Origin of the sequence: Pseudoalteromonas sp. Cn5-37 (genome assembly GCF_021532495.1) — a bacterium.
GTDB lineage: Bacteria > Pseudomonadota > Gammaproteobacteria > Enterobacterales > Alteromonadaceae > Pseudoalteromonas > Pseudoalteromonas simplex.
This window is the reverse complement of record NZ_JAKGBA010000024.1, coordinates 18,817-41,217: the sequence shown is the minus strand read 5'-3', so window position 1 is coordinate 41,217 and position 22,401 is coordinate 18,817. Positions and strand designations below refer to the sequence as shown.

Genomic DNA, 22,401 nt, shown 5'->3' with positions numbered 1-22,401 from the left:
CTGAACAATTTAACCTTTGGTTCAAAACGCCTTTGAAAACCGCAACGTTTACTGAAAAACGAAAATTTATCGTGAAGCTTGGCAAAATGCTTCATAAATACGGTACACCTGCATACCGACTAGAAGCGCACTTAATGGAAGTTGCGACTTACCTCGGTTTAAAATCATCTTTTGTTATGTCGCCAACATCCGTGACTTTTGTGATCTGGACAGATGGTCACGAAGAAGAGTATACCCATGTGGCGCGTGTTGATCCGGGCGATCATGACTTAGGCTCGCTGGCAGATACCGATGACTTAGTAAACAAAATGCTTAATGGCGAGCTGACGCTACAAGAAGTCGATAAACAGCTCGATATTATTTACACCATGCCAAACCCATATAATAAATTTATGACTGGCGTTGCATTTGCGACCTCAGGTGGGGCATTTGCCATGTTGATGGGCACTAGCTGGAATGATGTATTTTGGTCAGCACTGATCACCTTAGTGGTGTATTTATTTGTACTTTGGTCAACACGCTCTAAGCGTGTTGCGCATATGCTTGAACCATTAGTTGCCATTGTTTCTGCGATGATTGCCTGCGCTGTAAGCGTATACCTTGATGCCCAAATAAACATACGACTGGTGGTACTTTCAGCCATCATTGTATTTATACCCGGCTTAGCATTAGCCCTCGGTTTAGCAGAGTTAGCGGCAAGGCATTTAGTATCTGGTACAGCTCGGGTGATGGACTCATTCATGCTGCTGTTTAAACTGTATTTTGGTGCTTTTATTGGTATCGGTATTGGTTTTGCTATTTTTGGACAAAGTGATTTTGTGCAACCGGAACCATTACCAAAGTGGACAGCCTGGCTTGCTATCTTCATGTTATGTAGCAGCCTAATCGTTATTTTTAGAACAAAATTAAAGCATGCAGTTTGGTCAATCGCTTCTGGCTTTATCGCGTATGGCACAAGTATTGGTTCCGCTATGTACCTAGACTACACATTAGGTACATTTGTTGGTGCTTTATCTGTCGGGGTATTCAGTAACTTGTTTAACCGTGTTGCAAATGCACCCGCCTCTATTGTAGCCATGCAAGGTTTAATTGTTTTAGTACCTGGAAGTAAAACCTATATCGGTTTGAACTCATTAATTGAAGGCCAAGATTTCGTTTATGCGGAGCATATAGGCCAACAAACCTTCTTGATATTTATGTCATTAGTGGCGGGGCTTATCTTCGCTAACGTTGCGCTGCCACCGAAGAAAAGTCTATAACTTACTAAGCCCGAGCTTCTCGGGCTTTTTTATATCCCCGTTTTAACAAGCCGACTTTGCTTATCTGTAACAAACTGATATAACTCATAAGTGCATGTGGTAAAAATAAAAAGGATTTATTCTGTGATGAGATTGGCTTGGCTGTTATGTAGCTTTTTCGCATTTAGTGTGTTTGCAGAGTCCCAGTGTGTTAACTGTCATCAAAGCCAAGTTGCAGACTGGCAAACATCCCATCATTTTCATGCTATGGAAAAAGCCACTCCCGCTTCAGTGCTTGGCAATTTCAACGAACAAACCCTCGACTATCAAGGTCAGCAGGCGCGCTTTTTTCAAAAAGACCAACAGCTTTTTATAAGCATGCCAAACCTTGATGGCAAGTTGACTGACTACCCTGTTTTATACACATTTGGCTATGAGCCATTGCAGCAATACATGTTTAATATGGGCAAAGGCCACATACAACTGTTTCCATTTGCGTGGGACTCACGCACTAAAACAGACGGCGGTCAGCGCTGGTTTGTACTGCATCCTGAGCAGAAACAACACGACCTTTTTCATTGGTCGCAAAAAGGCCAAAACTGGAATCATATGTGTGCCGATTGTCACTCAACTGATTTCAAAAAGCAATTTGACCTTAAAACGAATAGCTTTGATTCAACTTATTCAAGCATTAACGTGAGCTGTAAAGCGTGTCATGGCGACACACAAGCGCATTTAAAATGGGCTGATGGCGATAGCAGTATTGCTGATAAAGGCTTTACTCATAATATTAAAAAGCAAACCCCGCTTTTTACCCAAGAAATCGATGGCAGTATGCAAAGCGTGCAGCCTCTGGTAAAAAGCGAGCAAGTGCAAGTGTGTGCAACATGCCATGCTCGCCGCTCACAGCTTGATGACCGCAAAGACCCACATAGCTTTTTACAACACTTTCAAGGCTCATTACTCACTCCAGAGCTTTATCACGTTGATGGTCAAGTGTGGGACGAAGACTATGTTTGGGGTTCATTTTTACAAAGTAAAATGTTCAATGCCGGGGTAACATGTAGTAACTGCCATAACCCTCATTCGGGTAAATTAAAGCTACCGGGTAATCAAACCTGTACGCAATGTCATAGCCAAGAGGTGTTCGACACGCCAAAACATCACGGTCATAAAGTGGCAAGTACTGGTAGCCAATGTGTTGATTGTCATATGCCTGCCACCACCTATATGCAAGTGGATGCAAGGCGCGACCACAGCTTTCGGGTACCACGTCCAGACTTAACATTAAAAACCAATGCCCCAAATGCCTGTAATAGCTGCCATGAAGACAAGACGCCACAATGGGCGGTTGCTAAAATAAAAGGCTGGCATCCACATTCAAAGCACCTTGGCACTGCGCATTTTTCTGAGGCGTTTTATGCCGCGGATAACCGTTTGCCTAATGCATCAACCATGCTGACCAAAATCGTGCAAGATAAAGGCTTTCCTGAGATCATCCGTGCATCAGCATTAAGCCGCTTAGCCGCAAGCCAAGATAACAATGCTGTCGTCGCGATTGCTCGCTCAGTAAAAGACAGCGAACCATTAAAACGCCAAGCAGCCATTGAGGCGGCGATGCCGTTTGATATCAACCAGCGCTGGCGCCTGTTGAACCCGCTTTTAGATGATGAAAATTTGCCTATCAGAGCCGAAGCTGCACGAGCACTTGCAGGTATGTTAATTCAACCCTTCCCTACGGGGCTCAATGAGCAAGACAGCAAACGTTTAAATGCAGCCCTTGATGAATACAAAGGCATTCAAGAGTACCAAGCAGAGCGTGGCTATTCACACACCAATTTAGGCAATTTGGCGCTCACATTACAAAAGCCTGAGCAAGCCAAAGCACATTACCTGCAAGCAATCAGTGTTGAGCCTATTTTTGCTCCCGCTTATGTCAATTTAGCAGATTTATACCGTAATCAAGGCGATGAAAAAGCAGCGCAAGCCATCTTAAAACAAGGCTTAGACGTTAACCTAGAAAGCGCCGACATACATTATGCCCTGGCAATGAGCCTTATTCGCGCAAAACAAAAAAACACCGCTCTTAACCATTTACAAAAAGCAGCGCAGTTTGCACAAGAAAATGCAAACTATCAGTTTACCTACGCCCTGCTATTACAAGATTTAGGCAACATGCCCGCAGCCATATCGGCCCTTGAGCGCGCATTTAATTTAACACCGAATAACCCAGATATCAGCTACAGTTTGGCACAGTGGTATGTGGCAGAAGAGAACTACAGCCAAGCGCTGTTTTATGCCAGAAACCTAGCCCGCTTGGTACCGGGTAACCAGCAAGTTGAGCAGTTTGTGAAACAGCTCGAAATGATGAATAGCATTAATCATTAAAAAAGGGCCTAATCGGCCCTTTTCAACTTATGGTTAATAATTAATGCCCATAGTTTAGTGATTTTGCTTTTTCGATTGCTTCATTCACGTTAAGTGACGCCGCTTCTTGACGTGGAGGGAATTCAACAAAGGTTTGAACATGTTCATTTAACTTAGCAATAATCGGCTGCATCAACCAACTCTTACGCATGATTTGATGAAAACCAGTTACCCCATCATAGTGTTCTAATGGATCTTTACGTAAATTAAATAATTTAGGCATACTGTGAGTTACCATATCTTCGTAATATAAGCCATTTGGTTTGGTCGCGAAGTGCATTTTCCATGGACCAAAACGTACCGCCGTAAGTTGTGACTCATAGTAATAAAAGAAATAGTTACGTGCAGATTTATCAGCTTTACCAGTCCAATAAGCTAGGTTGTTTTCACCATCAATATACACTTTGTCTGACTTTTTAAGCTTTTCACGTAAGTTCTTTTCACCTAATGCAGCAGCAACTGTAGGGAAAACATCTTCATGTGATGAAATGCCATTGAGCTTTAAGCCTTTTGGTATTTCATCAGGCCAGCGTACCAAGAAAGGCACGCGCACGCCCCCTTCCCAGGTTGTCATTTTTTCACCACGGAACTCAGTGGTTCCTGCATCAGGCCAGCTTGATTGCTCAGGACCATTATCGCTGGTGTAAATAACAATGGTGTTATCGGCAATTTTTAGCTCATCAAGTTTATCTAGTAGCTTGCCAACATGACCATCATGCTCCATCAAGCCACTACCAAAAATATCTTCTTCAGAACTAATGCCTGTCGCTAAATTTCGGCTTTCAGGTTTTAGGTGAGTGTAAACATGCATACGACTTGTGGCATGCCAAATAAAGAATGGTTTTTTCGCTTTAACTGCGCGTTCCATAAAGTTAAGTGAGCGCTCTAACACTTCTTCATCAAACGTTTCCATTCGTTTGCGAGTAAGTGGGCCAGTATCAGTGATTTTGCCATTGGCGTAAGATTCAATCACACCACGCGGGCCAAACTTTTTAACAAACTTAGGATCTTTAGGGTAATCAGCCTGCTCGGGTTCTTCAGACACATTTAAGTGGTACAAATTTCCGTAAAATTCATCAAAGCCATGCTTTGTTGGTAAGTGCTCATCTAAATCACCTAAATGATTTTTACCATATTGAGCCGTCATATAACCGCGAGCTTTTAAAAATTCGGCTAAGGTAGGATCGGCTTCTTTTATACCAAGAGGGTTACCAGGTTGACCCACCGTGGTTAAGCCTGTCCGCACAGGCAACTGCCCCATTAAAAATGCTGCACGGCCCGCAGTACAGCTAGGTTGTGCATAATGATCAGTAAACAATGCACCTTCGTTAGCAATGCGATCAATATTAGGGGTTGGGTAGGTCATACCGTGCGAGTATGCACTGAGTGAAATTGGCGCAACGTCATCAACCATTATGGCCAATACGTTTGGCTTATCAGCTGCAAGGCTTACCGTTGAAACCAAACCGCAAATAGCTGCCGCTATTAGTTTTTTCATAAATCATCCTTTATTAGTTAAAGCAATACCTTTCACTCACAATGAGCTTTCATCAGTATAGATGAAAAAACGGTCGATTCTAGCACTTACCTTTATATACATTGGCCTCTATCAATAAAACCACCTATTTTCTATAAACCGCTTTTGAAATTAATAATTAATACCTAACAACAAATACTTAGTGAACTTTTTAGCTATACTAAAAAACTAATACTCCATAAATTTTAACTACTGGATCCCCATATTTTCGCCCTCAATTAGGATTGAACAAGAACAAAAAATAGACTATAACTAACTAATGAAACAGCCTTTTTATCTCTGTGTAAGGACAACACATGACTTCATATCACCTCATCACACTAATTAGTATTGGGGTTTCTTTTTCCAGTTATGCGGATAATCAAAAAGAAGTACAAGACATGTCAGATCCTCTGGCTGTTTATACTCAAATAGGCTTTGGTACCACTAACAAAGGGCTAAACTTAAAAGTAGGCCAAGCATACGATACAGGTATCGCAACAACTGCCGGAATGAATGTTATTGAAGTAAAAGGCATATATGGCGATGCACTAGGCTGGGAAAGCGACAGCAAAACAACAGATTCTATCGACTCGTTTCGCTTTCGAAACTTCTCTGTTGATTTGAGCTCTATGAGTGCAACGCAAATTGATGCTAACTATAACCTTAATGCCAATCTTGTTGCTGACGAAAGTATGGATGTTTCGTACAGCTTTATTAAAGCTTTAAAACCTATGGGACGTTTCACGTTCTATCCGTTAGCTGGTGTGGGTACATCGCTTGGTGAAAATACCCTAGAAGATGACGGCAGTCGTGACAGTGGTTATTCCATTATGGGTGCTTATGGTTTAGTGGGTATGTACGCTAAAGTGACAATTAACGATAAAATATGGCTTAACTACAATCCATTTTGGCTAACCACTATCGGCGGTAGTGATAACTACAAAGACCATTACTATGGGTTGAACCAAAGCCATATTTTAACTCATGAATTCGCCGCAAGTTACCAAATAAACCCGCGAATGAATCTCCGCTATTTTGCAAATTGGAATGAAAACGTTGACTTTGTGGATGGCGACCACCGTCTCGAGTTTAATTATCAACTATAAATTAAGATTTGAAGAAGAATAAACTACAGGGTAAGGGATTAAGTGAAAAAAGTAGTACTAATAAATATGTTGGCGGTAAGTTTACTAAGCACTGAAAGCTTTGCATCAAGTTACGATGAATATGCAATAAAACCTGCCGAGCAACAATTAAGCAATCAACAACAAAAAGTTGATGAACCTATTTCATTTTTGCCCATCCCGACGTTTATTACAGAGCCAGCTGTAGGGCCTGGCCTTGGTGTTGTAGGCCTTTTTTTTCATGACAACGAGAAGAAGGCTAAAAAGGAGAAAAAAGAGGGCTCTACCCTACCACAAAGCATTAGTTTAGTTGGCCTTATGGGCACTAAAAATGGCACCAAAGGCGGCGCTGTTGGCCACATTACGTTTTGGGATGAAGACCGAATTCGCTATCAAGGGATTGTTGGCTGGGCGAGTATCAATCTTGATTTTTATACCTTCGATGAAATAAAGCTTCTCACGCCATTATCGTTAAATATTGAAGGTCCTGCTGTGTTCCAAAATCTTAAGTTACGCTATGAAGATAGTAACTTCTTTTACGGTTTTAAACAGATTTATCGCCAAGTTGATATTAGCTTAGCCGATAACCCTATCGAAGATTTTTTACTTGAAAACGACATTATCAAGGAGCACCTTTCACTTGATGTAAATACGTCAGGTATCGGTCCGCTACTGGAATACGATAGCCGAGATAACCCGCTTAACCCTGAACGTGGCTTTAATTACAAGGCCGAATATTTATATTTTGATGAGGCTATTGGCAGTAAGGTTGATTACACCAGTCTAAAGCTAACCGCCTTAAACTATTGGCGTTACACCGATAAGTTTAATTTTGCTTTACGCATGCAGTATGACTCGGTTAATAATCGAGGTGAGAAACGCTTACCGGTTTACATTCCGCCAAGTATTAGCTTGCGTGGGGTGTCAGCAACGCGTTATCAAGGCCTAGATGTATTTGTTACTGAAGCTGAAGCAAGCTATAAAGTCACACATAAAATAAAACTCAATGTGTTTACTGGTATGGGCTGGGCAGCCGATAGCTTTTCTGACTTATCAAAGGCTGAAACCATTGATACTGTGGGTGCAGGGTTTCGCTATTTGATTGATGAACATTACGGTATCAGCATTGGTTTAGATGTAGCCCATGGTCCTGAACAAAATGCTATATACATTCAAGCAGGTTCTACCTGGTAGCAAAACCAGTGCTTTTCCACTAGTTTTCAAGAAAATCCAAACCAAAAGATTGAATTCGTTGATTTCACTGCTATTATCAAAAGCTCAATAAATATTCAGGGATTGAACGGATGCATAAAAAAGTATCAACAAACCATTATCCATTCAAAAACTTTAAACCTCACGGCCTTGTTGAGTTTTATCAACGTGAAAATACACTTTTAACAACCGCAACAGGTCCTTTCAATGAAGAGATTATTGACGCGCACTCTTTTATGCAAAAGGATTACATCAATAAGCTCAACGCTGATTACGGCCAGTGGTTTGAATTAGTTGAATTTAAAAATTCGTGTATGGCAACCCCTGATGCACTTGAAAAGTTAATGGTGTATTTTGTTGAACTCAAGCGTAAGGGCATTGCACCAGCCAAAACAGCCTTAGTCATAAAAGATGGGCTTGAAGGCGGTAGCTTGCTGAGTGATACCTACTGCAATTTGTATAAACGAGCAGGCTTGATAATGAATGTATTTAAGTCAAAAACAGCGGCCCTTAACTGGTTAGCAGAAGAGCCCGTTGCTGAATTAGCCTGTTAACACACTATTTAATTTAAAAAGTGTTGCTCTTCTTCGCGTAAGGTCAACACTTCAACTCCCTCAGCCGTTACTGCTAAAGTGTGCTCCCATTGCGCAGAAAGCTTTTTATCTCTTGTAACCACAGTCCAGCCATCAGGCATGGTTTTTACTTTAGCAGCCCCTTGATTGATCATTGGCTCAATTGTAAAGGTCATCCCCTCTTTTAATACCAGCCCGGTATTTTTCTTGCCATAATGTAATACCTGTGGCTCTTCGTGCATTTGCTGGCCGATACCATGACCACAGTATTCTTTAACCACACTATAACCATGTTGATGAGCAAAGTTTGCAATCGCATTACCAATATCCCCCAGCCTCACGCCTGGTTTTACCATTTTAATCGCGTGCCACAGGGCTTGCTGGGTACTATCTACCAAACGCTTTGCTAAAGGCGATACATCTCCAATTAAGTACATTTTGCTCGAGTCAGCTAAATAGCCATTTTTCTCAAGAGTGATATCAATATTCACAATATCGCCTGCTTTTAAAATACCCTTCTCGCTTGGAAAACCATGACATACCACCTCGTTCACAGAGGCATTTAGTACATAAGGGTAGCCGTACTGCCCTTTACTTGATGGCCTTGCTTGTAACTGCTCAACAATGTAGCGCTCAACGAGATCGTTTATTTCCATTGTAGTCACTCCCTCTTTTACAAAAGGGTCGAGATAAGCAAATACATCAGCAAGTAATCGACCAGACTCTCGCATCAAAGCAATTTCGTCTGCATTTTTAATTACAACTTTACTCATCACTCACATCCTTAGCCTTCACATCAGCTTGACGAAGTTGCTCTTTGATAATATCGCTGTAAGTCATGGTGGGGTTAAGCTCTGCAAGCATCCCTATTTTAATCCAATACTCAGATTGTGAGTTGATTGAGCGTACCATCGCTGTGCTTGCTTTACGGATTTCTTCGTGTAGCTCATCGCTTATTTTAACAATACCCATCATGCGACCTATATATGAAACGTATATAGATCGTATTCATATAATATAAAAAAGCAAGAAGAACTTGTTTAATTACAACTCAGCAATCATTTTAACAAGCGCTTGCGTTGTCCATTCAAGTTCATTGAATTGAATATCAGGTTGATAATAAAAGCCTTTTTCTCGGGGTCTGTTCACATAGACCTTTATCGGCAAAATGACATTAGCAAAACCTGAAGGTAGGGTTTCGAGCCTCACTTCCATATAGGTAGAATCGGTACTACTTGGTGCGCCAACTAACTGTGTGTTTGCAAATAATTTAAAACTATCAAGTGCGTCTAAACAGGCGCTGGCACATTGCCCTGGCACAATCACATAAACCGGTGTAGTAAACTTGCTGGCGTTTTTTGGCAATGCTGGCTGCTCTGCTGCAGGTATCTCAACATAAAAATGTTCACCTTTTTCATAAGCCGCCTGCATACTTTCGTGAGTCGTCTTTAACCATTGATACCAAGGGCTAGCTTTATCATAGCTTGCGACTACATCGCCAAAATAGTCAGTATTGCCTTTAGAAGCACGCCACCACACTTGGGTATTTTTGTCTAACTCATAGCGGCCATATTTAAACTGTTCGCTACCCCAAAGTGCTGAGGCTATTTGCTCACTCCACATCGATGAGCCACCTTGATTATGGCGAAGATCAAGCACCACAGCTTTAGCTTGCATTAACTTATCATGTTGCTGTTCAATGGCGCTCAGCATCGTTTGGTAATCTGCTTGCTGCTGCTCATTGGGTGCATACGTTGGCATACTGATCCACGCAATATCCTTTAAAGGCCAATTAAGCTCAATTGGTAACTTGTCGCCGTTGTAAGCATGTTTAAGTTTACCACTGACATCATCAGGCCTAATACGCCAATTTAACTTTAAGCTGTAAACAGAGCCGTCGGCTTTTTCAAATGTGCAGCTTTCAAGTGGCGATAAAAACGGGTTTCCGTCATCAATAGTTAGTCGCCAGCCATGATTCCACCAACTACCAGGTTGCTCAACTTCGCCGTAATAGCGAAAAACACGTTCAACGAGCAAAGTATTAATTGCTGTATTATCACAGCTTACGAGCTTATCGCCCTTGGCAACTGTATCTAATTCGCTGTAATACACTTTTAACGCATCACCGCGCCATACAGTTGAAAAGCCCGGCCAACTTCTTTGGGGTTTTAATTCACTTGGTAAGGTATCAATCGCTCCCGCATGACCATCTTGTAGTACAGTTCTAAAACGTGCAATAGCCGCAGCAAAACCTTGTGAACTATGCGCTTTTACAGCCAGCTTTAAGCCTTCTTGCTTTGCTTTTTCAAGCTGTTTAGCAAAGCCTGGATTTCGTACATCATGCATCCCTGGGTGATTGATAACCGATAATTGATAAGCCGCTTCAACATCTTTTATAGCAAGTTCAGACCAATTAATTTCAGAGTGAGTGACTGTACGCCCCTCATCGGCACGACATAGATTAACACCAAAAGGGCTAAAGTTTAGAGCTGTAAAGATGAGTGATAAGTAAAGCGTCAAGCGTTTCATAAAAATCCATTTTAAATAATTATTATGTTTAAAAAACACCCTATTTAATCACTAAGGCATTGTTGTGGCAATAAAAAGTACTTCACATGCTAATAGATTAAAAAAATTCATCTATCAGGTTTATTTTAATCGTTTGTCGAATTAGAAGGATTACTCTAAAGTTAACTCATCAGCGCTTTTAAGCTAAACAGCTTCACACCATTGAGCGTGTTTGCGCTAACCGAATTGTTGTCACAAAAAGTCTAGCTTGTGTGTTCTCTGGGCTTTTTTATATACCGAGTCACTGCATACGTGGTGACTCAACCAAATTGTTGTCAAAAGCTTAGTTTGTGTGTTCTCTAAGCTTTTTTATTCCGAGTCATTGCACACGCGGTGACTCAACCAAATTGTTGTCAAAAGCTTAGTTTGTGTGTTCTCTAAGCTTTTTTATTCCGAGTCATTGCACACGCGGTGACTCACCAAATTGTTGTCAAAAGCTTAGTTTGTGTGTTCTCTAAGCTTTTTTATTCCGAGTCACTGCACACGCGGTGACTCAACAAATTGTTGTCGAAAAGCCTGGCTTGTGTGTTCGCCGGGCTTTTTTATGCCCGTTATAAAATAAAAACGCCACTAGATGTGGCGTTTGGGTAGTTTCGACAACAATAAGAAATTGCTTTTAGAAGAAGCCCAGTGGATTCTCACTGTAACTGACTAATAGGTTTTTAGTTTGTTGGTAATGATCAAGGGCAAGTTTATGTGTTTCGCGGCCTATGCCTGACTTTTTATAACCACCAAACGCAGCGTGTGCTGGGTACATGTGATAGCAGTTGGTCCAAACACGGCCTGCTTCAATCTTACGACCAAAGTGATAAGCACGGTTCATGTTTCGACTCCATACACCAGCACCTAAGCCAAACTCAGAACTATTAGCAAGGGCTAACGCTTCGTCTTCATCTTTAAAAGTCGACATTGAAATAACCGGGCCAAAAATCTCTTCTTGGAATACACGCATGTCGTTAGTGCCTTTTAATAGCGTTGGTTGAATGTAGTAACCGCCATTAAACTCATCAGACAGTTGCTCGACTTCGCCGCCAGCGAGAACTTCGGCCCCTTCTTGTTTACCAATTTCGATGTAGCTTAGGATCTTATCAAACTGAGCTTGTGATGCTTGAGCACCCACCATAGTTTCGGTATCAAGTGGATTACCCCGTTTAATTTGTAGAGTTCGGGCAAGAACACGCTCAATAAATTGCTCATAAATATCTTCTTGAATAAATAAACGCGATGGACACGTACACACTTCACCTTGGTTAAAGTACGCAAGTACAGCCCCTTCAATCGCTTTACTCAAAAACTCATCGTCTTTTTCCATGACATCGTTAAAGAAGATATTTGGTGATTTACCACCTAGCTCAACCGTCGAAGGAATAATATTATCAGCAGCGCATTTTAAAATATGTGAACCCACTGGCGTTGAGCCTGTAAAGGCAATCTTCGCAATTCGAGTACTGGTTGCCAGCGCTTCGCCTGCTTCTTTACCATAGCCGTTAACCACATTTAGAACACCTGCAGGCAATAAATCACCAATCACTTCAAGCAACACTAATATAGATGTAGGCGTTTGTTCAGCTGGTTTTAAAACAATACAGTTACCCGCAGCAAGGGCTGGTGCAAGTTTCCACGCCGCCATTAACAATGGAAAGTTCCAAGGAATAATTTGCCCTACTACACCCAGTGGCTCATGAAAATGATAGGCAACCGTGGTTTCGTCTATCTCACCGATTGAACCTTCTTGCGCACGCACACAACCTGCGAAATAGCGAAAGTGATCAGCCGCGAGTGGCACGTCTGCCGCAAGTGTTTCACGGATTGCTTTACCGTTATCCCAGGTTTCGGCCACTGCCAGCATTTCTAGGTTTTGTTCAATACGATCGGCAATTTTTAATAAGATATTGCTACGCTCGGTGACCGACGTTGTTCCCCATGCCCCTTTTGCATCGTGGGCTTTATCAAGTGCCAGCTCGATATCTTCTTTTGATGAACGAGGTACTTTACAAAACACTTTACCGTTTACTGGGCTAATGTTTTCAAAGTATTCTCCTTTTACAGGGGCAACCCACTGGCCACCAATATAATTCTCATACTGCGCTTTAAAGTTAACTTTTGCGCCTTCACTGCCTGGATTTGCATAAATCATAATGTGTTCTCTCTTCAAATTGTTGTGTTTTATTTAGCATTGACTAAATTATGCGGTAGGTTATTGTTTAATGAACCGCTAACAATTGAAGTTAGCTCAGTTACTGAAAACACACTTGATTCCTAGTCCAGACTTTTTGACTATTTGTCCAGAATTTAGGACGACAGCGAGGCAACAATGAACACATCAGTTAGTAGCAGAAGTTTAGATAAAAAACGACAACGTATTGATGTGCTTATTGAAAATAAAGTCAGTTTTGCGGGCGAACATGCCGAATTAAGTATTTACGACACCTATTTAGATGCCCAAAAAGTGGCGTTACATTCCACTGAATTATTATTTTGTGGCATGATCAGCGGTAAAAAAATCATGCATGTTGCCGACAGTGATTATCATGAAGAGTTTTTACCAAACCAATCATTTGTACTTGCCCCAGAGCAAGGGGTGCTAATAGACTTTCCCAATGCATCTCTCAATCAGCCAACAACCTGTTTAGCGATTGAAATCAGTACCGATAAAATAAGCCAAGTAGTTGATGCTCTTAATTTTAACCAGCAAATTACCCAGGATGACTTTTTTCAATATCAAACCAAGTTAGTGCACGCCCAGCATAACCCGCAAACTCAGCAACTGCTTGAGCGGATGATCACCCTATTTAGCGAAAATGAACAACACCGCGATTACTTAATTGATTTATCACTTAATGAACTCATAACCCGCCTGTTACAGCAGCAAAGCCGAGATTTAATGATTGCAAGTTGTAAGCAAGGCAAGCTCGCAACCCCGTTAAGTCATGTAATTAGTTATATAGAACAGCACCTTGCTGAGAATATTGATATTGATGTGTTATGTAAAATAGCCTGTATGAGCCGCAGTAAATTTTATCAGCAATTTAAACTAGCCTTTGGTGTTACGCCCGCTCTTTGGCAACAACAATTACGCTTACAAAAAGCGTATAAATTGCTCGAGAAAGGCGAGGCGATTAGCCAAGTTTGTTACCAATTAGGCTTTAATAACCCAAGCCATTTTAGCCGTGTATTTAAACAGGCCTTTGGCGCAACCCCAAAAAGTATCGCTAATCATTAAGTTCTGGATTGCGATGAGAATAAACGCGATAGGTTAAGGCGAGTAAAATACAAATGGCACTTGGTACATAAAGCGCCGCAAAGGTCATTTTTGCAAATAACCACGCCCCTGCTAAGCCACCAAATATAAAGCCAATAATGATTAGGCCGAACAGCTTAGCCTTACGTTTATCAAGCGCCTCGCCACGAAAAACCCGACCAAACATAATACCTAAATCAGTAAAAATACCCGTAACATGGGTAGTACGCACAATTGCACCACTGTAAGTTGTTGCCAAGGCGTTTTGTAACCCACATGCCGCAGAAGCTAAAAAATGTCCATAGCCCGAGCCATTAAATAATAACCAAAGTGCGCCCAGTAAAAGCCCTGCTTCGATCAGCAATGCCGTGTCGTAATGACGACCTAGTTTAAGTGCTGAACTATGCAGCAAGAACCCGGCAATACCAGACCCAACTAAAAATGACAGTAATACACCTAATAAATGTAAAGCATCAAGGCTATTGCCATGCATGAGATCTGCGCCAAGCAAGGTTGCGGTTCCCGATAAATGCGATACCGCTTGATGCTCAAAGCTAAGTAAACCAACTGCATTCACACACCCAGCCACCAGCGCCAAAATAAATGCACCAACCTCAACCCATTTTGGTAACTTAGAAATCACTCGCTACTCGCATTTTTCTCACCCTCGTACTCATTCTTTTATGGTACGCCTATTTTTATGACTAAAAACACTTTTTTTCGACTCTTTATATGGTAATTTACAATTAAGTAAATCGATTAAGAACCTACAATGACAAAGCCAAAAAGTTGGACGCTGAAAAGTATTGCCCAAGAGTTAGGTGTTTCAAATGCCACTGTATCAAATGCGTTTAACCGCCCTGATCAATTATCGAAAGCACGCCGCGAAGAGATTTTGGCTGCCTGTAAAAAGCTTGGCTATTTTGGCCCTAACAAGGCGGCACAATCATTGCGCCGAGGCACCTTTAATATTGTTGCGTTAGTATTACCAGACAGCGTTGAATATATGATATCTGACCCGGTTGCTAGCAGCTTTATGCGCGGTGTGTCAGCGGTGCTCGAAAAAAATGGTATTAACCTTTTATTATTTTCAGGCAACAGCGATAACCTAAATAGCGTTGTCGACTTTGTAGATGGTTTTATTTGCTACGGCCGCCCACGTAATAAGCAACTTGTTGAGCAATTAAAACAGGTTGCCAAACATGTGGTAACGGTTGATTTTAATATCGGTCGCGATGCCTCAGTAAACGTAAACAACCAACAAGCCAGCTTTGATATTGCAAAACACGCACTTCACAAAAATGATGATCGGGTTGCTATTTTAGGCCTGCGTTTACTCGATAACGACGTATTATGCCGAGTATACGAACATCATGAGTTTGAAGCAGGTCAGTCGATTGCTCATCAACGACTGCGCGGTTATCACCAAGCAATCAGCGATGCTGGCATCACCCTGGGTGATGATAGAACATGGAATATTCCAGAAAGCAGCGAGCGCTTTGCCAGCATTGCCGCCAAAGAAGCACTTAGCAGTACACCAAGGCCAAACGTATTGTTATGTATGAGTGATTTGATCGCCCTTGCCGCCATGCGCGAAGCATTAAAAATGGGCTTATCGGTTCCTGAAGATGTCAGAATTGTTGGCTTTGATGGCATCGATGAAGGCCAACGATTTGTGCCAAAACTCACCACTGTTCATCAAAATAGCGAAGAAAAAGGCCGTATTGCTGCGACCTTGTTTCTATCGAAAGAGCAGCAAACAGCCGAAATCGACTATCAACTGCAATTGGGTCAAAGTAGTTAAGCTAAAAAGTCAGCCAAATCAACAATACTTTGTTCGCCTTCACGGTGATCAACAATGATCACTTCACGGCTTAAAAAGTCAACTTTTAACTCGATTGAGCTGGTATCATCATGCCAGCTTAAACGACACACACTGCCTTCACCTTTAGCAATAAACTCACCGTTAAATGCTGGGTGCTCATTACGTAATTGAATTAGCTTGATCAAACCTTTCACCACAGGTTTAGCAAGCGCAGCATCAATGTCTTGCGCATTTAAATAAGGGCGATTGATATCACGACCTACATTGGTACGAGCCAGTAATTCCATATCGTTTTCACAAGCGAACAGGCCACCATAATAAACTTGTGGAATACCTGGCGCGAAGAACTGAATCGCACGCGCTAATAAGTAATCAAAGTCATCTGCACCCAAAGCATTGTAGTATGTACAGTTTACTTGATATAAATCGACATTACTTGCTGCTGCACCAGTTGCTAAGCGGCTTTGCCCTTCACTCTTTTCATGAATGGTTTCAACCAAGTTATCAATTTCTGCTGCGTTTAATAAGCCCGGTTTATCACCCATCGGGCCTGCGTCAATGATGCCAATGCCATCATGGGTATCGAGTACCGTTAAACAGTTTCGCGGCGAAATGGTTAGCCAATTCAGTAGAGCTTGCGCATCATTGCTAAACAAGCTGTGTAAAATAAGGGGTGGTAAAGCAAAGTCATAAACCATATTTACACGCTTTGCGACTTCAACCTGAGTCTGGAAATGGCTGTGGATCTCGGCAATGGTTTCCATACCCGCTTCATTTGCTTGCGCCGAAAGCTTATTTAAATACTCAAAGGTTTCATCCAACATAAAGCAGTTTGTGCCAGCTTCTTTAATCGCATAGCCTGCTGCATCTAAACGAATAATGTTGACATTATTATCAGCAAATTTGCCAAGCACCGTATTTAAATACTCGATACCCGCCGTTGATTTCACATTAATATCAATTTGGTTATCGGTAAATGTGGTCCAAAAATCATAGGTTTGGCCATCACCACACGCAATAGGTGTAAAACAACTACCTGGACGCGGACGATAAATCGCTTGTTGCTCAGCCTCAGACATGCCATTTGGGAATACATCGTCTTTAGTTAAAAATAAATCCCAAAATTCAGATTGCTTGCCTTTAGCGAGTACATCTTTAAATTGGAAAGACTGTGCAGAAACATGGTTAACAATTAAGTCAGCCATTAGATCATAGTTTGCACCAAGCACGTTAATATCGTCCCAGCTACCAAGGCGCGAGTCTACTTCACTATGATCAATAGGATCAAAGCCAGCATCACTGCCATCAATCGGATTATAAAATGGCAACAAATGTACACCTGCAAACACATTGTTAAGTGGGCCATTTAATAAATTACTTAATTCATCAATACCTTGACCAGTAATACGGTCTGCGTAGGTGATTAATTGCACTTTATTGTTGATCATAATTGTTAATACCAAGTTGAAACTTAATCGATTAAGATATATCTTTAACCACGACAGCAAATTATTCAAGCAGTTTTTATAGTTTTTATACACTAATATACATAGTAAAGGCGCAGACCTTTCGGTGGGGATACAACAATGAATAGAACACACGATCCTTTGCAAACCATTAGATGGCTGACATACATGATGTTTTTTATGTTTGCGATGACCTCTGATGCGGTTGGTATGATCATACCTGAGCTTATCGAAGAATTTAATTTAAGCATGACCCAAGCCAGTGCTTTCCATTATGCACCGATGGCACTTATTGCTTTTAGTGGCCTGTTTTTAGGCTTTTTGGCCGACAGCTTTGGCCGCAAACAAACCATCATGCTAGGACTCGGCATCTTCACCATTTGTTGTTTTCTATTTGCTGTCAGCAGTAGTTTTAGCGTATTTGTAGTGCTGCTTAGCTGTATTGGTCTTGCTATTGGCCTATTTAAAACCGGTGCTTTGGCACTGTTAGGTGATATTTCTACAAACAATTTAGAGCACACAAAAACCATGAATTTGGTCGAAGGTTTCTTTGGTGTTGGCGCCATTGTAGGCCCTGCCCTTGTCAGCTTTTTAATCACCCAACAGGTTAGCTGGACCTACCTTTATGTTATCGCTGGGGTTTTATGTTTGATTTTAACCATAATTGCTTGGCGTGCAGATTACCCTAAACCTAAAAAGCTAGAAGAACACGCAAAACCGGCCTCTCTTGCAACCACCATGAGCATGATGAAAAACCCTTATGCACTGGGCTTTTCATTAGCAATTGCCCTTTATGTTGCAACCGAAGTAGCAATATACGTTTGGATGCCTACTCTACTTGGCGATTACGACGGCCCGTGGCAATTACTGGCAACCTATGCACTGACCTTATTTTTCATTTTACGCGCTGCGGGGCGTTTCTTAGCGGTGTGGCTATTAAATCACTTAAGCTGGCAAGCGGCGATGCTGTATTTAAGCTTAGGAATTGCACTGTGTTATTTAGGCTTAATCTTCGGTGGTGTTGATTGGGCGGTATTCTTACTCCCTTTATCTGGGCTATTCATGTCGATGATCTACCCAACTTTAAACTCAAAAGGTATTTCTTGCTTTGCGGTGCAACAGCACGGTGCTGTTGCTGGGGTTATTTTGTTTTTTACTGCCCTCTCTGCTGCAGCAGGCCCATTATTAATGGGTGTGATCAGTGACTACTTTGGCCACATTCGTTACGGCTTTTATCTCGCAACAGGCTTCGCATGTTTACTGTTTTTAGCCATGCTATATAACTACTTACGTAACCCTGCTGAGCAAGCGTTAGCGCAGCACAGTGCATTAAGCCACTAAATAAAAATCGTTAAAAATCAATCATCGAACATAAATCGTGCAAGTTTTTCACTAAAAAGACTTGCACTGTGTAAAATTATTGTTATCTTTACTTAATCGATTAAGATAACAATTTAGACAACAAACCATCTGGGATTGAGACGAGGCACATTATGACAACACACAAACATGCCCTTTATACATTAAGCGCGCTTGCATTAGCAGTAAGCCAAAACTTACACGCCGAAGAGCAAGCACAACCTGAGGCTAAAAAAAGCGGCCTTGAAACTATCGTTGTAACCGGTGTACCACGCCGTACAACCATCATGGCATCAAGCTCATCGGTTAGCAGTGTTACATTAGCTGAAATTGAAGTATCAACACCACGCTCTACTGCAGAAGCCTTCAGAACAATTCCGGGTGTACGTTCAGAATCGACGGGCGGTGAAGGTAACGCAAATATCGCGGTACGTGGTTTACCGGTTGCATCGGGCGGTGCTAAATTCTTGCAACTACAAGAAGATGGCTTACCTGTTATGCAGTTTGGCGATATTGCCTTTGGTAACGCAGACATTTTCATGCGTTTAGATTCAACAGTACAAAGTGTTGAATCAATCCGTGGTGGCTCAGCATCAACAGCAGCAAGTGATGCCCCAGGTGGTATCATCAACTTTATTTCAAAAACAGGTGAGAACGAATCAGGCAGTGTATCAACCACTGTTGGCCTTGATTATGACTCTATTCGTACGGACTTTGAGTATGGTACTTACCTAAACGACAGTGTGCGCTATCACATTGGTGGCTTTGTTCGCCAAGGCGAAGGCCCGCGTGAAACTGGTTATACATCTAATAAAGGTGGCCAAATTAAAGCAAACCTAACGAAAGAATTTGATGCCGGTTATGTACGTGTGTACTTTAAACACCTCGATGATAAAAGCGTAGGTTACCTACCTATGCCTATGTACTCAGATGGCGATTCAATCCCAGGTTTCGATGCGCAATCAGATACGCCGCATTCTGCTTTTTTCACACAAACGCTGCGTTTAAATGGTGATAACCAAATCAGCACGGGCGATATGACCGACGGTATGAACCCAGTTGTTACCTCAGTAGGTTTTGAAGCGGCATTTGATTTAGAGAACGACTGGCGCATCGAAAACCGCTTTAGAACATCATCAGTAAGCGGTAACTTTATTTCTCTTATTCCAGCTGAAGTTGCAAGTGCAAGCTCTATTGCTTCTAGTATTGCTGGTGATGGTGCATCGCTGGTTTATGCAAATGGTGGTTCAGCAGGCAAAGCCTATGGCGATGACGATTTAGCAATGCGTATTCATACATTCGATGTAACGCTCAACGACATGGGTTCAATTGTTAATGACCTTAAGCTGACTAAGTCGTTCTCTGATGACACCAGTGTTACGTTTGGTTACTTTGCATCAAGTCAATCGATTGATATGTCGTGGCTTTGGAACTCATATGTTATGGAGCTAAAAGGCGACAACGCGGCATTACTTGACGTTTACGCTGCGAATGGCGACAGCTACTCAGATAATGGCTTGTACGCTTATGGCACACCTTACTGGGGTAACTGCTGTCAACGTAACTACGACACAGAATACGAAACACGCGCACCTTACATTAACTTAGCGACTAAGTTTGGCGATTTAAGCATTGATGCAAGTGCTCGTTATGATTCAGGTGAAGCACGCGGTAACTACGCAGGTGCAGTAACATCAACAATTGATATGAATGGCGACGGTACCATCTCAATTCCTGAGCAAAGTGTTGCTGGTATTGATAATGCAAATCCTAGCATTGTTAACTACGACTGGCACTACAGCTCATACTCAATTGGTGCGAACTACCAAATTGATCCAAGCTTTGCGACTTTTGCCCGTTTAAGTAAAGGCGGCCGCGCAAATGCAGACCGCTTACTATTCGGTAAAGTAGAAGCTGATGGCTCTGTTGCTGAAGCCGATGCAATTGATGAAGTAAATCAATACGAAATCGGTGTGAAAAAACGTTTTGATTCACTATCAGTATTTGCAACTGCATTCTATGCAGAAACTGAAGAGCAAAACTTCGAAGCAACATCACAAAAGTTCTTTGACCGCGAGTACGAAGCAAAAGGTATTGAGGTTGAATCAACCTACTACATAGGTGATTGGGATTTCCGTGGTAACTTTACTTGGACAGACGCAGAAATTGCTAAAGATGCGTTATCGCCAGAGTTAGTCGGTAATACACCACGTCGTCAAGCTGACCTTATTTACTCACTAATGGCAACTTACAACTTTGACAAAGGTGCTGCAGGCCTAAGCTTTATTGGTACAACGGATGCTTACGCACAAGACAGTAACGACCTTGAGTTTGATGGCTATACACAAGTGAATGGTTTTGTAAGTTACAATCTGTCTGAAAACTTAAGTCTATCACTTAACGTGAATAACCTGTTCGACACTGTGGGTATCACAGAAGCAGAAGAAGGCTCAGTACCAGATAACGACATTATTCGTGCCCGTACTATCAACGGCCGTACAACGTCGCTTACTTTAAAATACTCTTTCTATTAATTACTCTCCTCCCTCGTTTTAGCCCAGTGTTTACTGGGCTTTTTGCGTTTTATGTGTTCTTACCAACAGTAACAAAAGGGTGCTGTATTTGACTAAGTTGCTGCTCATTTCGTTTTACATAACTAAATAGTATTAAGCACCCAAGGGCCAAACTGGCTGCTAGCATTGAGCCAAGTGTTGCAAACCTAAAACTATAAAACTGTGCAACAACCCCAGTTGCCCCTGCCCCGCACATAACACCCAGTTTAATGGCGTTCGTGTAAAACGCTGAGGTAAACCCTATTCGTTCGGGGAGCTGATCCCCGCAAAAATACCGTAAAACAGCCCATTCAATACTTGTAACGCGATCAAATGCCAAACTTGAGTGGCAAAAAACACTCCTAAATAAAATACAATGGCACAACAAAATGCCACCGCAAGCATCGCGACTTTACTGTATTTTTTAGCAAGCTTAGCCCCATACAGCATGATAGGAATTTCTAACAGCGCCACTACACCCATAAACAGCCCAGGCGTATGTTCAGCGAATCCTAGTTCAGTAATGCTATAAAGCGGCAGTGCCGATGAATACATAATATTGCCCGTTGAACCAAGCATAATAGCTAAGCCCAACAACCAAAATGATAAACTCGCTCCGGCTGCAGGCTCTGAGCCATTTTGTGATTTCTTAGCGCTGTAGTCAGGAATAAACTTAAATGCAAAAATAAGAGCAACCAAGGCACACACCGCAGCAAAGTAAAACGAGCGGCTAAACTCGCCTCCAGCGGCTAACAAATAACCAAGTGGCGGACCGCCCACCCACGCAAAGGAAATAGCAGCACGTAAACGGGAATTAAAACTGGTGATGTCGATGTTCTGTTGACGCCCAGCCCATTGTCTTGCCACGGTCATCATTTGCGGAATTGCCGCATTACCCATCGCAAGAAACAACACGCCTGCGAGCAAGACTTGCCAAAATGCAGTAGCATTCGCAAAGGCCACTAACGCACACACCATACCTGATACAGCCACCATAAATAACTTTCGCGCACTGGTGCCTTTATCAGCCATGCTACCTAGCCACTGACTGATAACTAACCCCATAATGGTGACCGCCACCACATAAACACCTAAGTACATAGGGGGTGCTCGCAGCCCTTCTACAATAAATAAGCTCATCAATGGGTTAACGAATGCCCCCATTAACCCGGTTAGCATACTTAGAAGAATAAAAATTACACCATGCTGTTTCAGCAATGCTTTCACTCACAACCCCACATCAATACGACAAGTCAACATTTAAAGGGCGCATATTATACATTGTTGTAGTAGAAAAC

At 42.0% G+C, this 22,401-nt stretch carries 17 protein-coding genes; 9 read left to right on the top strand and 8 right to left on the bottom strand.

Annotated elements, in window-relative coordinates; genetic code table 11:
* Positions 1-32 precede the first annotated feature (32 nt).
* Positions 33-1,259, top strand: a complete 1,227-nt coding sequence (locus L1266_RS18150; RefSeq protein WP_082389304.1) for a threonine/serine ThrE exporter family protein — start codon at positions 33-35, stop codon at positions 1,257-1,259.
* Positions 1,260-1,385: 126 nt separating this feature from the next.
* Positions 1,386-3,626: a tetratricopeptide repeat protein gene (locus tag L1266_RS18145; RefSeq protein ID WP_235378065.1), complete on the top strand. Its 2,241-nt coding sequence runs from the start codon at positions 1,386-1,388 to the stop codon at positions 3,624-3,626.
* 40 nt (positions 3,627-3,666) lie between these two features.
* Here the strand turns inward: L1266_RS18145 and L1266_RS18140 are convergent, their stop codons facing one another.
* A complete protein-coding gene (locus tag L1266_RS18140) occupies positions 3,667-5,163 on the bottom strand; it encodes an arylsulfatase (RefSeq protein ID WP_054553996.1) in 1,497 nt (498 codons plus the stop codon).
* Positions 5,164-5,498: 335 nt separating this feature from the next.
* Between L1266_RS18140 and L1266_RS18135 the strand changes: the two genes are divergently transcribed.
* The 3 genes from L1266_RS18135 (at position 5,499) to L1266_RS18125 (ending at position 8,074) form a co-directional block, all read left to right on the top strand.
* Positions 5,499-6,290, top strand: coding sequence for a hypothetical protein (locus tag L1266_RS18135; RefSeq protein WP_235378059.1), 792 nt, complete (start codon positions 5,499-5,501; stop codon positions 6,288-6,290).
* Positions 6,291-6,332: 42 nt separating this feature from the next.
* Positions 6,333-7,502, top strand: a complete 1,170-nt coding sequence (locus tag L1266_RS18130) for a BamA/TamA family outer membrane protein (RefSeq protein ID WP_235378058.1) — start codon at positions 6,333-6,335, stop codon at positions 7,500-7,502.
* A 110-nt stretch (positions 7,503-7,612) separates the two neighbouring features.
* Entirely contained in the window at positions 7,613-8,074 is a 462-nt protein-coding gene (locus tag L1266_RS18125; RefSeq protein WP_054553999.1) for a hypothetical protein, read from the top strand.
* Between the two features lie 8 nt (positions 8,075-8,082).
* Here the strand turns inward: L1266_RS18125 and map are convergent, their stop codons facing one another.
* The 4 genes from map to exaC all read right to left on the bottom strand — a co-directional run bounded on the left by map (position 8,083) and on the right by exaC (position 12,797).
* Complete coding sequence (map, locus tag L1266_RS18120) at positions 8,083-8,865, bottom strand: type I methionyl aminopeptidase (protein ID WP_235378057.1); 783 nt, start codon at positions 8,863-8,865, stop codon at positions 8,083-8,085.
* Positions 8,858-9,064, bottom strand: coding sequence for a ParD-like family protein (locus L1266_RS18115; RefSeq protein ID WP_119853080.1), 207 nt, complete (start codon positions 9,062-9,064; stop codon positions 8,858-8,860). Before L1266_RS18115 ends, map begins: the two co-directional genes overlap by 8 nt.
* Positions 9,065-9,136: 72 nt before the next feature.
* Complete coding sequence (locus L1266_RS18110; RefSeq protein WP_235378056.1) at positions 9,137-10,621, bottom strand: S41 family peptidase; 1,485 nt, start codon at positions 10,619-10,621, stop codon at positions 9,137-9,139.
* 655 nt (positions 10,622-11,276) lie between these two features.
* Positions 11,277-12,797, bottom strand: a complete 1,521-nt coding sequence (exaC, locus tag L1266_RS18105; protein WP_138618950.1) for an acetaldehyde dehydrogenase ExaC — start codon at positions 12,795-12,797, stop codon at positions 11,277-11,279.
* A gap of 177 nt (positions 12,798-12,974) precedes the next feature.
* Between exaC and L1266_RS18100 the strand changes: the two genes are divergently transcribed.
* On the top strand, positions 12,975-13,883 hold the full coding sequence (locus L1266_RS18100) for an AraC family transcriptional regulator (protein WP_054554004.1): 909 nt from the start codon (positions 12,975-12,977) through the stop codon (positions 13,881-13,883).
* Here the strand turns inward: L1266_RS18100 and L1266_RS18095 are convergent.
* Positions 13,873-14,544 (bottom strand): YoaK family protein, encoded by a 672-nt coding sequence (locus tag L1266_RS18095; protein WP_138599247.1) that lies wholly within the window; start codon positions 14,542-14,544, stop codon positions 13,873-13,875. The two genes, L1266_RS18100 and L1266_RS18095, sit on opposite strands and share 11 nt — an antisense overlap.
* 129 nt (positions 14,545-14,673) lie before the next feature.
* On the opposite strand from L1266_RS18095, the gene L1266_RS18090 reads away from it, so the two are divergent.
* The gene (locus L1266_RS18090; RefSeq protein WP_138599246.1) at positions 14,674-15,705 is read left to right on the top strand and encodes a LacI family DNA-binding transcriptional regulator; all 1,032 of its coding nucleotides are present in this window, start codon (positions 14,674-14,676) and stop codon (positions 15,703-15,705) included.
* Here L1266_RS18090 and gtfA read toward each other — a convergent pair.
* Positions 15,702-17,174, bottom strand: coding sequence for a sucrose phosphorylase (gene gtfA, locus L1266_RS18085; protein ID WP_138599245.1), 1,473 nt, complete (start codon positions 17,172-17,174; stop codon positions 15,702-15,704). The two genes, L1266_RS18090 and gtfA, sit on opposite strands and share 4 nt — an antisense overlap.
* 138 nt (positions 17,175-17,312) lie before the next feature.
* Here gtfA and L1266_RS18080 point away from each other — a divergent pair, with 138 nt between their 5' ends.
* Both L1266_RS18080 and L1266_RS18075 read left to right on the top strand, forming a co-directional pair.
* On the top strand, positions 17,313-18,533 hold the full coding sequence (locus L1266_RS18080; RefSeq protein ID WP_054554008.1) for an MFS transporter: 1,221 nt from the start codon (positions 17,313-17,315) through the stop codon (positions 18,531-18,533).
* Between the two features lie 152 nt (positions 18,534-18,685).
* Positions 18,686-21,085, top strand: a complete 2,400-nt coding sequence (locus tag L1266_RS18075; RefSeq protein ID WP_235378055.1) for a TonB-dependent siderophore receptor — start codon at positions 18,686-18,688, stop codon at positions 21,083-21,085.
* Positions 21,086-21,364: 279 nt separating this feature from the next.
* Here the strand turns inward: L1266_RS18075 and L1266_RS18070 are convergent, their stop codons facing one another.
* The gene (locus L1266_RS18070; protein WP_235378054.1) at positions 21,365-22,330 is read right to left on the bottom strand and encodes an MFS transporter; all 966 of its coding nucleotides are present in this window, start codon (positions 22,328-22,330) and stop codon (positions 21,365-21,367) included.
* Positions 22,331-22,401: the final 71 nt, after the last annotated feature.

Coding starts and splice junctions, on each gene's coding strand:
- L1266_RS18145 (WP_235378065.1), top strand. CDS start 1,386: ATGAGATTGGCTTGGCTGTTATGTAGCTTTTTCGCATTTAGTGTGTTT.
- L1266_RS18140 (WP_054553996.1), bottom strand. CDS start 5,163: ATGAAAAAACTAATAGCGGCAGCTATTTGCGGTTTGGTTTCAACGGTA.
- L1266_RS18135 (WP_235378059.1), top strand. CDS start 5,499: ATGACTTCATATCACCTCATCACACTAATTAGTATTGGGGTTTCTTTT.
- L1266_RS18125 (WP_054553999.1), top strand. CDS start 7,613: ATGCATAAAAAAGTATCAACAAACCATTATCCATTCAAAAACTTTAAA.
- map (WP_235378057.1), bottom strand. CDS start 8,865: ATGAGTAAAGTTGTAATTAAAAATGCAGACGAAATTGCTTTGATGCGA.
- L1266_RS18115 (WP_119853080.1), bottom strand. CDS start 9,064: ATGGGTATTGTTAAAATAAGCGATGAGCTACACGAAGAAATCCGTAAA.
- L1266_RS18110 (WP_235378056.1), bottom strand. CDS start 10,621: ATGAAACGCTTGACGCTTTACTTATCACTCATCTTTACAGCTCTAAAC.
- exaC (WP_138618950.1), bottom strand. CDS start 12,797: ATGATTTATGCAAATCCAGGCAGTGAAGGCGCAAAAGTTAACTTTAAA.
- L1266_RS18100 (WP_054554004.1), top strand. CDS start 12,975: ATGAACACATCAGTTAGTAGCAGAAGTTTAGATAAAAAACGACAACGT.
- L1266_RS18090 (WP_138599246.1), top strand. CDS start 14,674: ATGACAAAGCCAAAAAGTTGGACGCTGAAAAGTATTGCCCAAGAGTTA.
- gtfA (WP_138599245.1), bottom strand. CDS start 17,174: ATGATCAACAATAAAGTGCAATTAATCACCTACGCAGACCGTATTACT.
- L1266_RS18080 (WP_054554008.1), top strand. CDS start 17,313: ATGAATAGAACACACGATCCTTTGCAAACCATTAGATGGCTGACATAC.
- L1266_RS18075 (WP_235378055.1), top strand. CDS start 18,686: ATGACAACACACAAACATGCCCTTTATACATTAAGCGCGCTTGCATTA.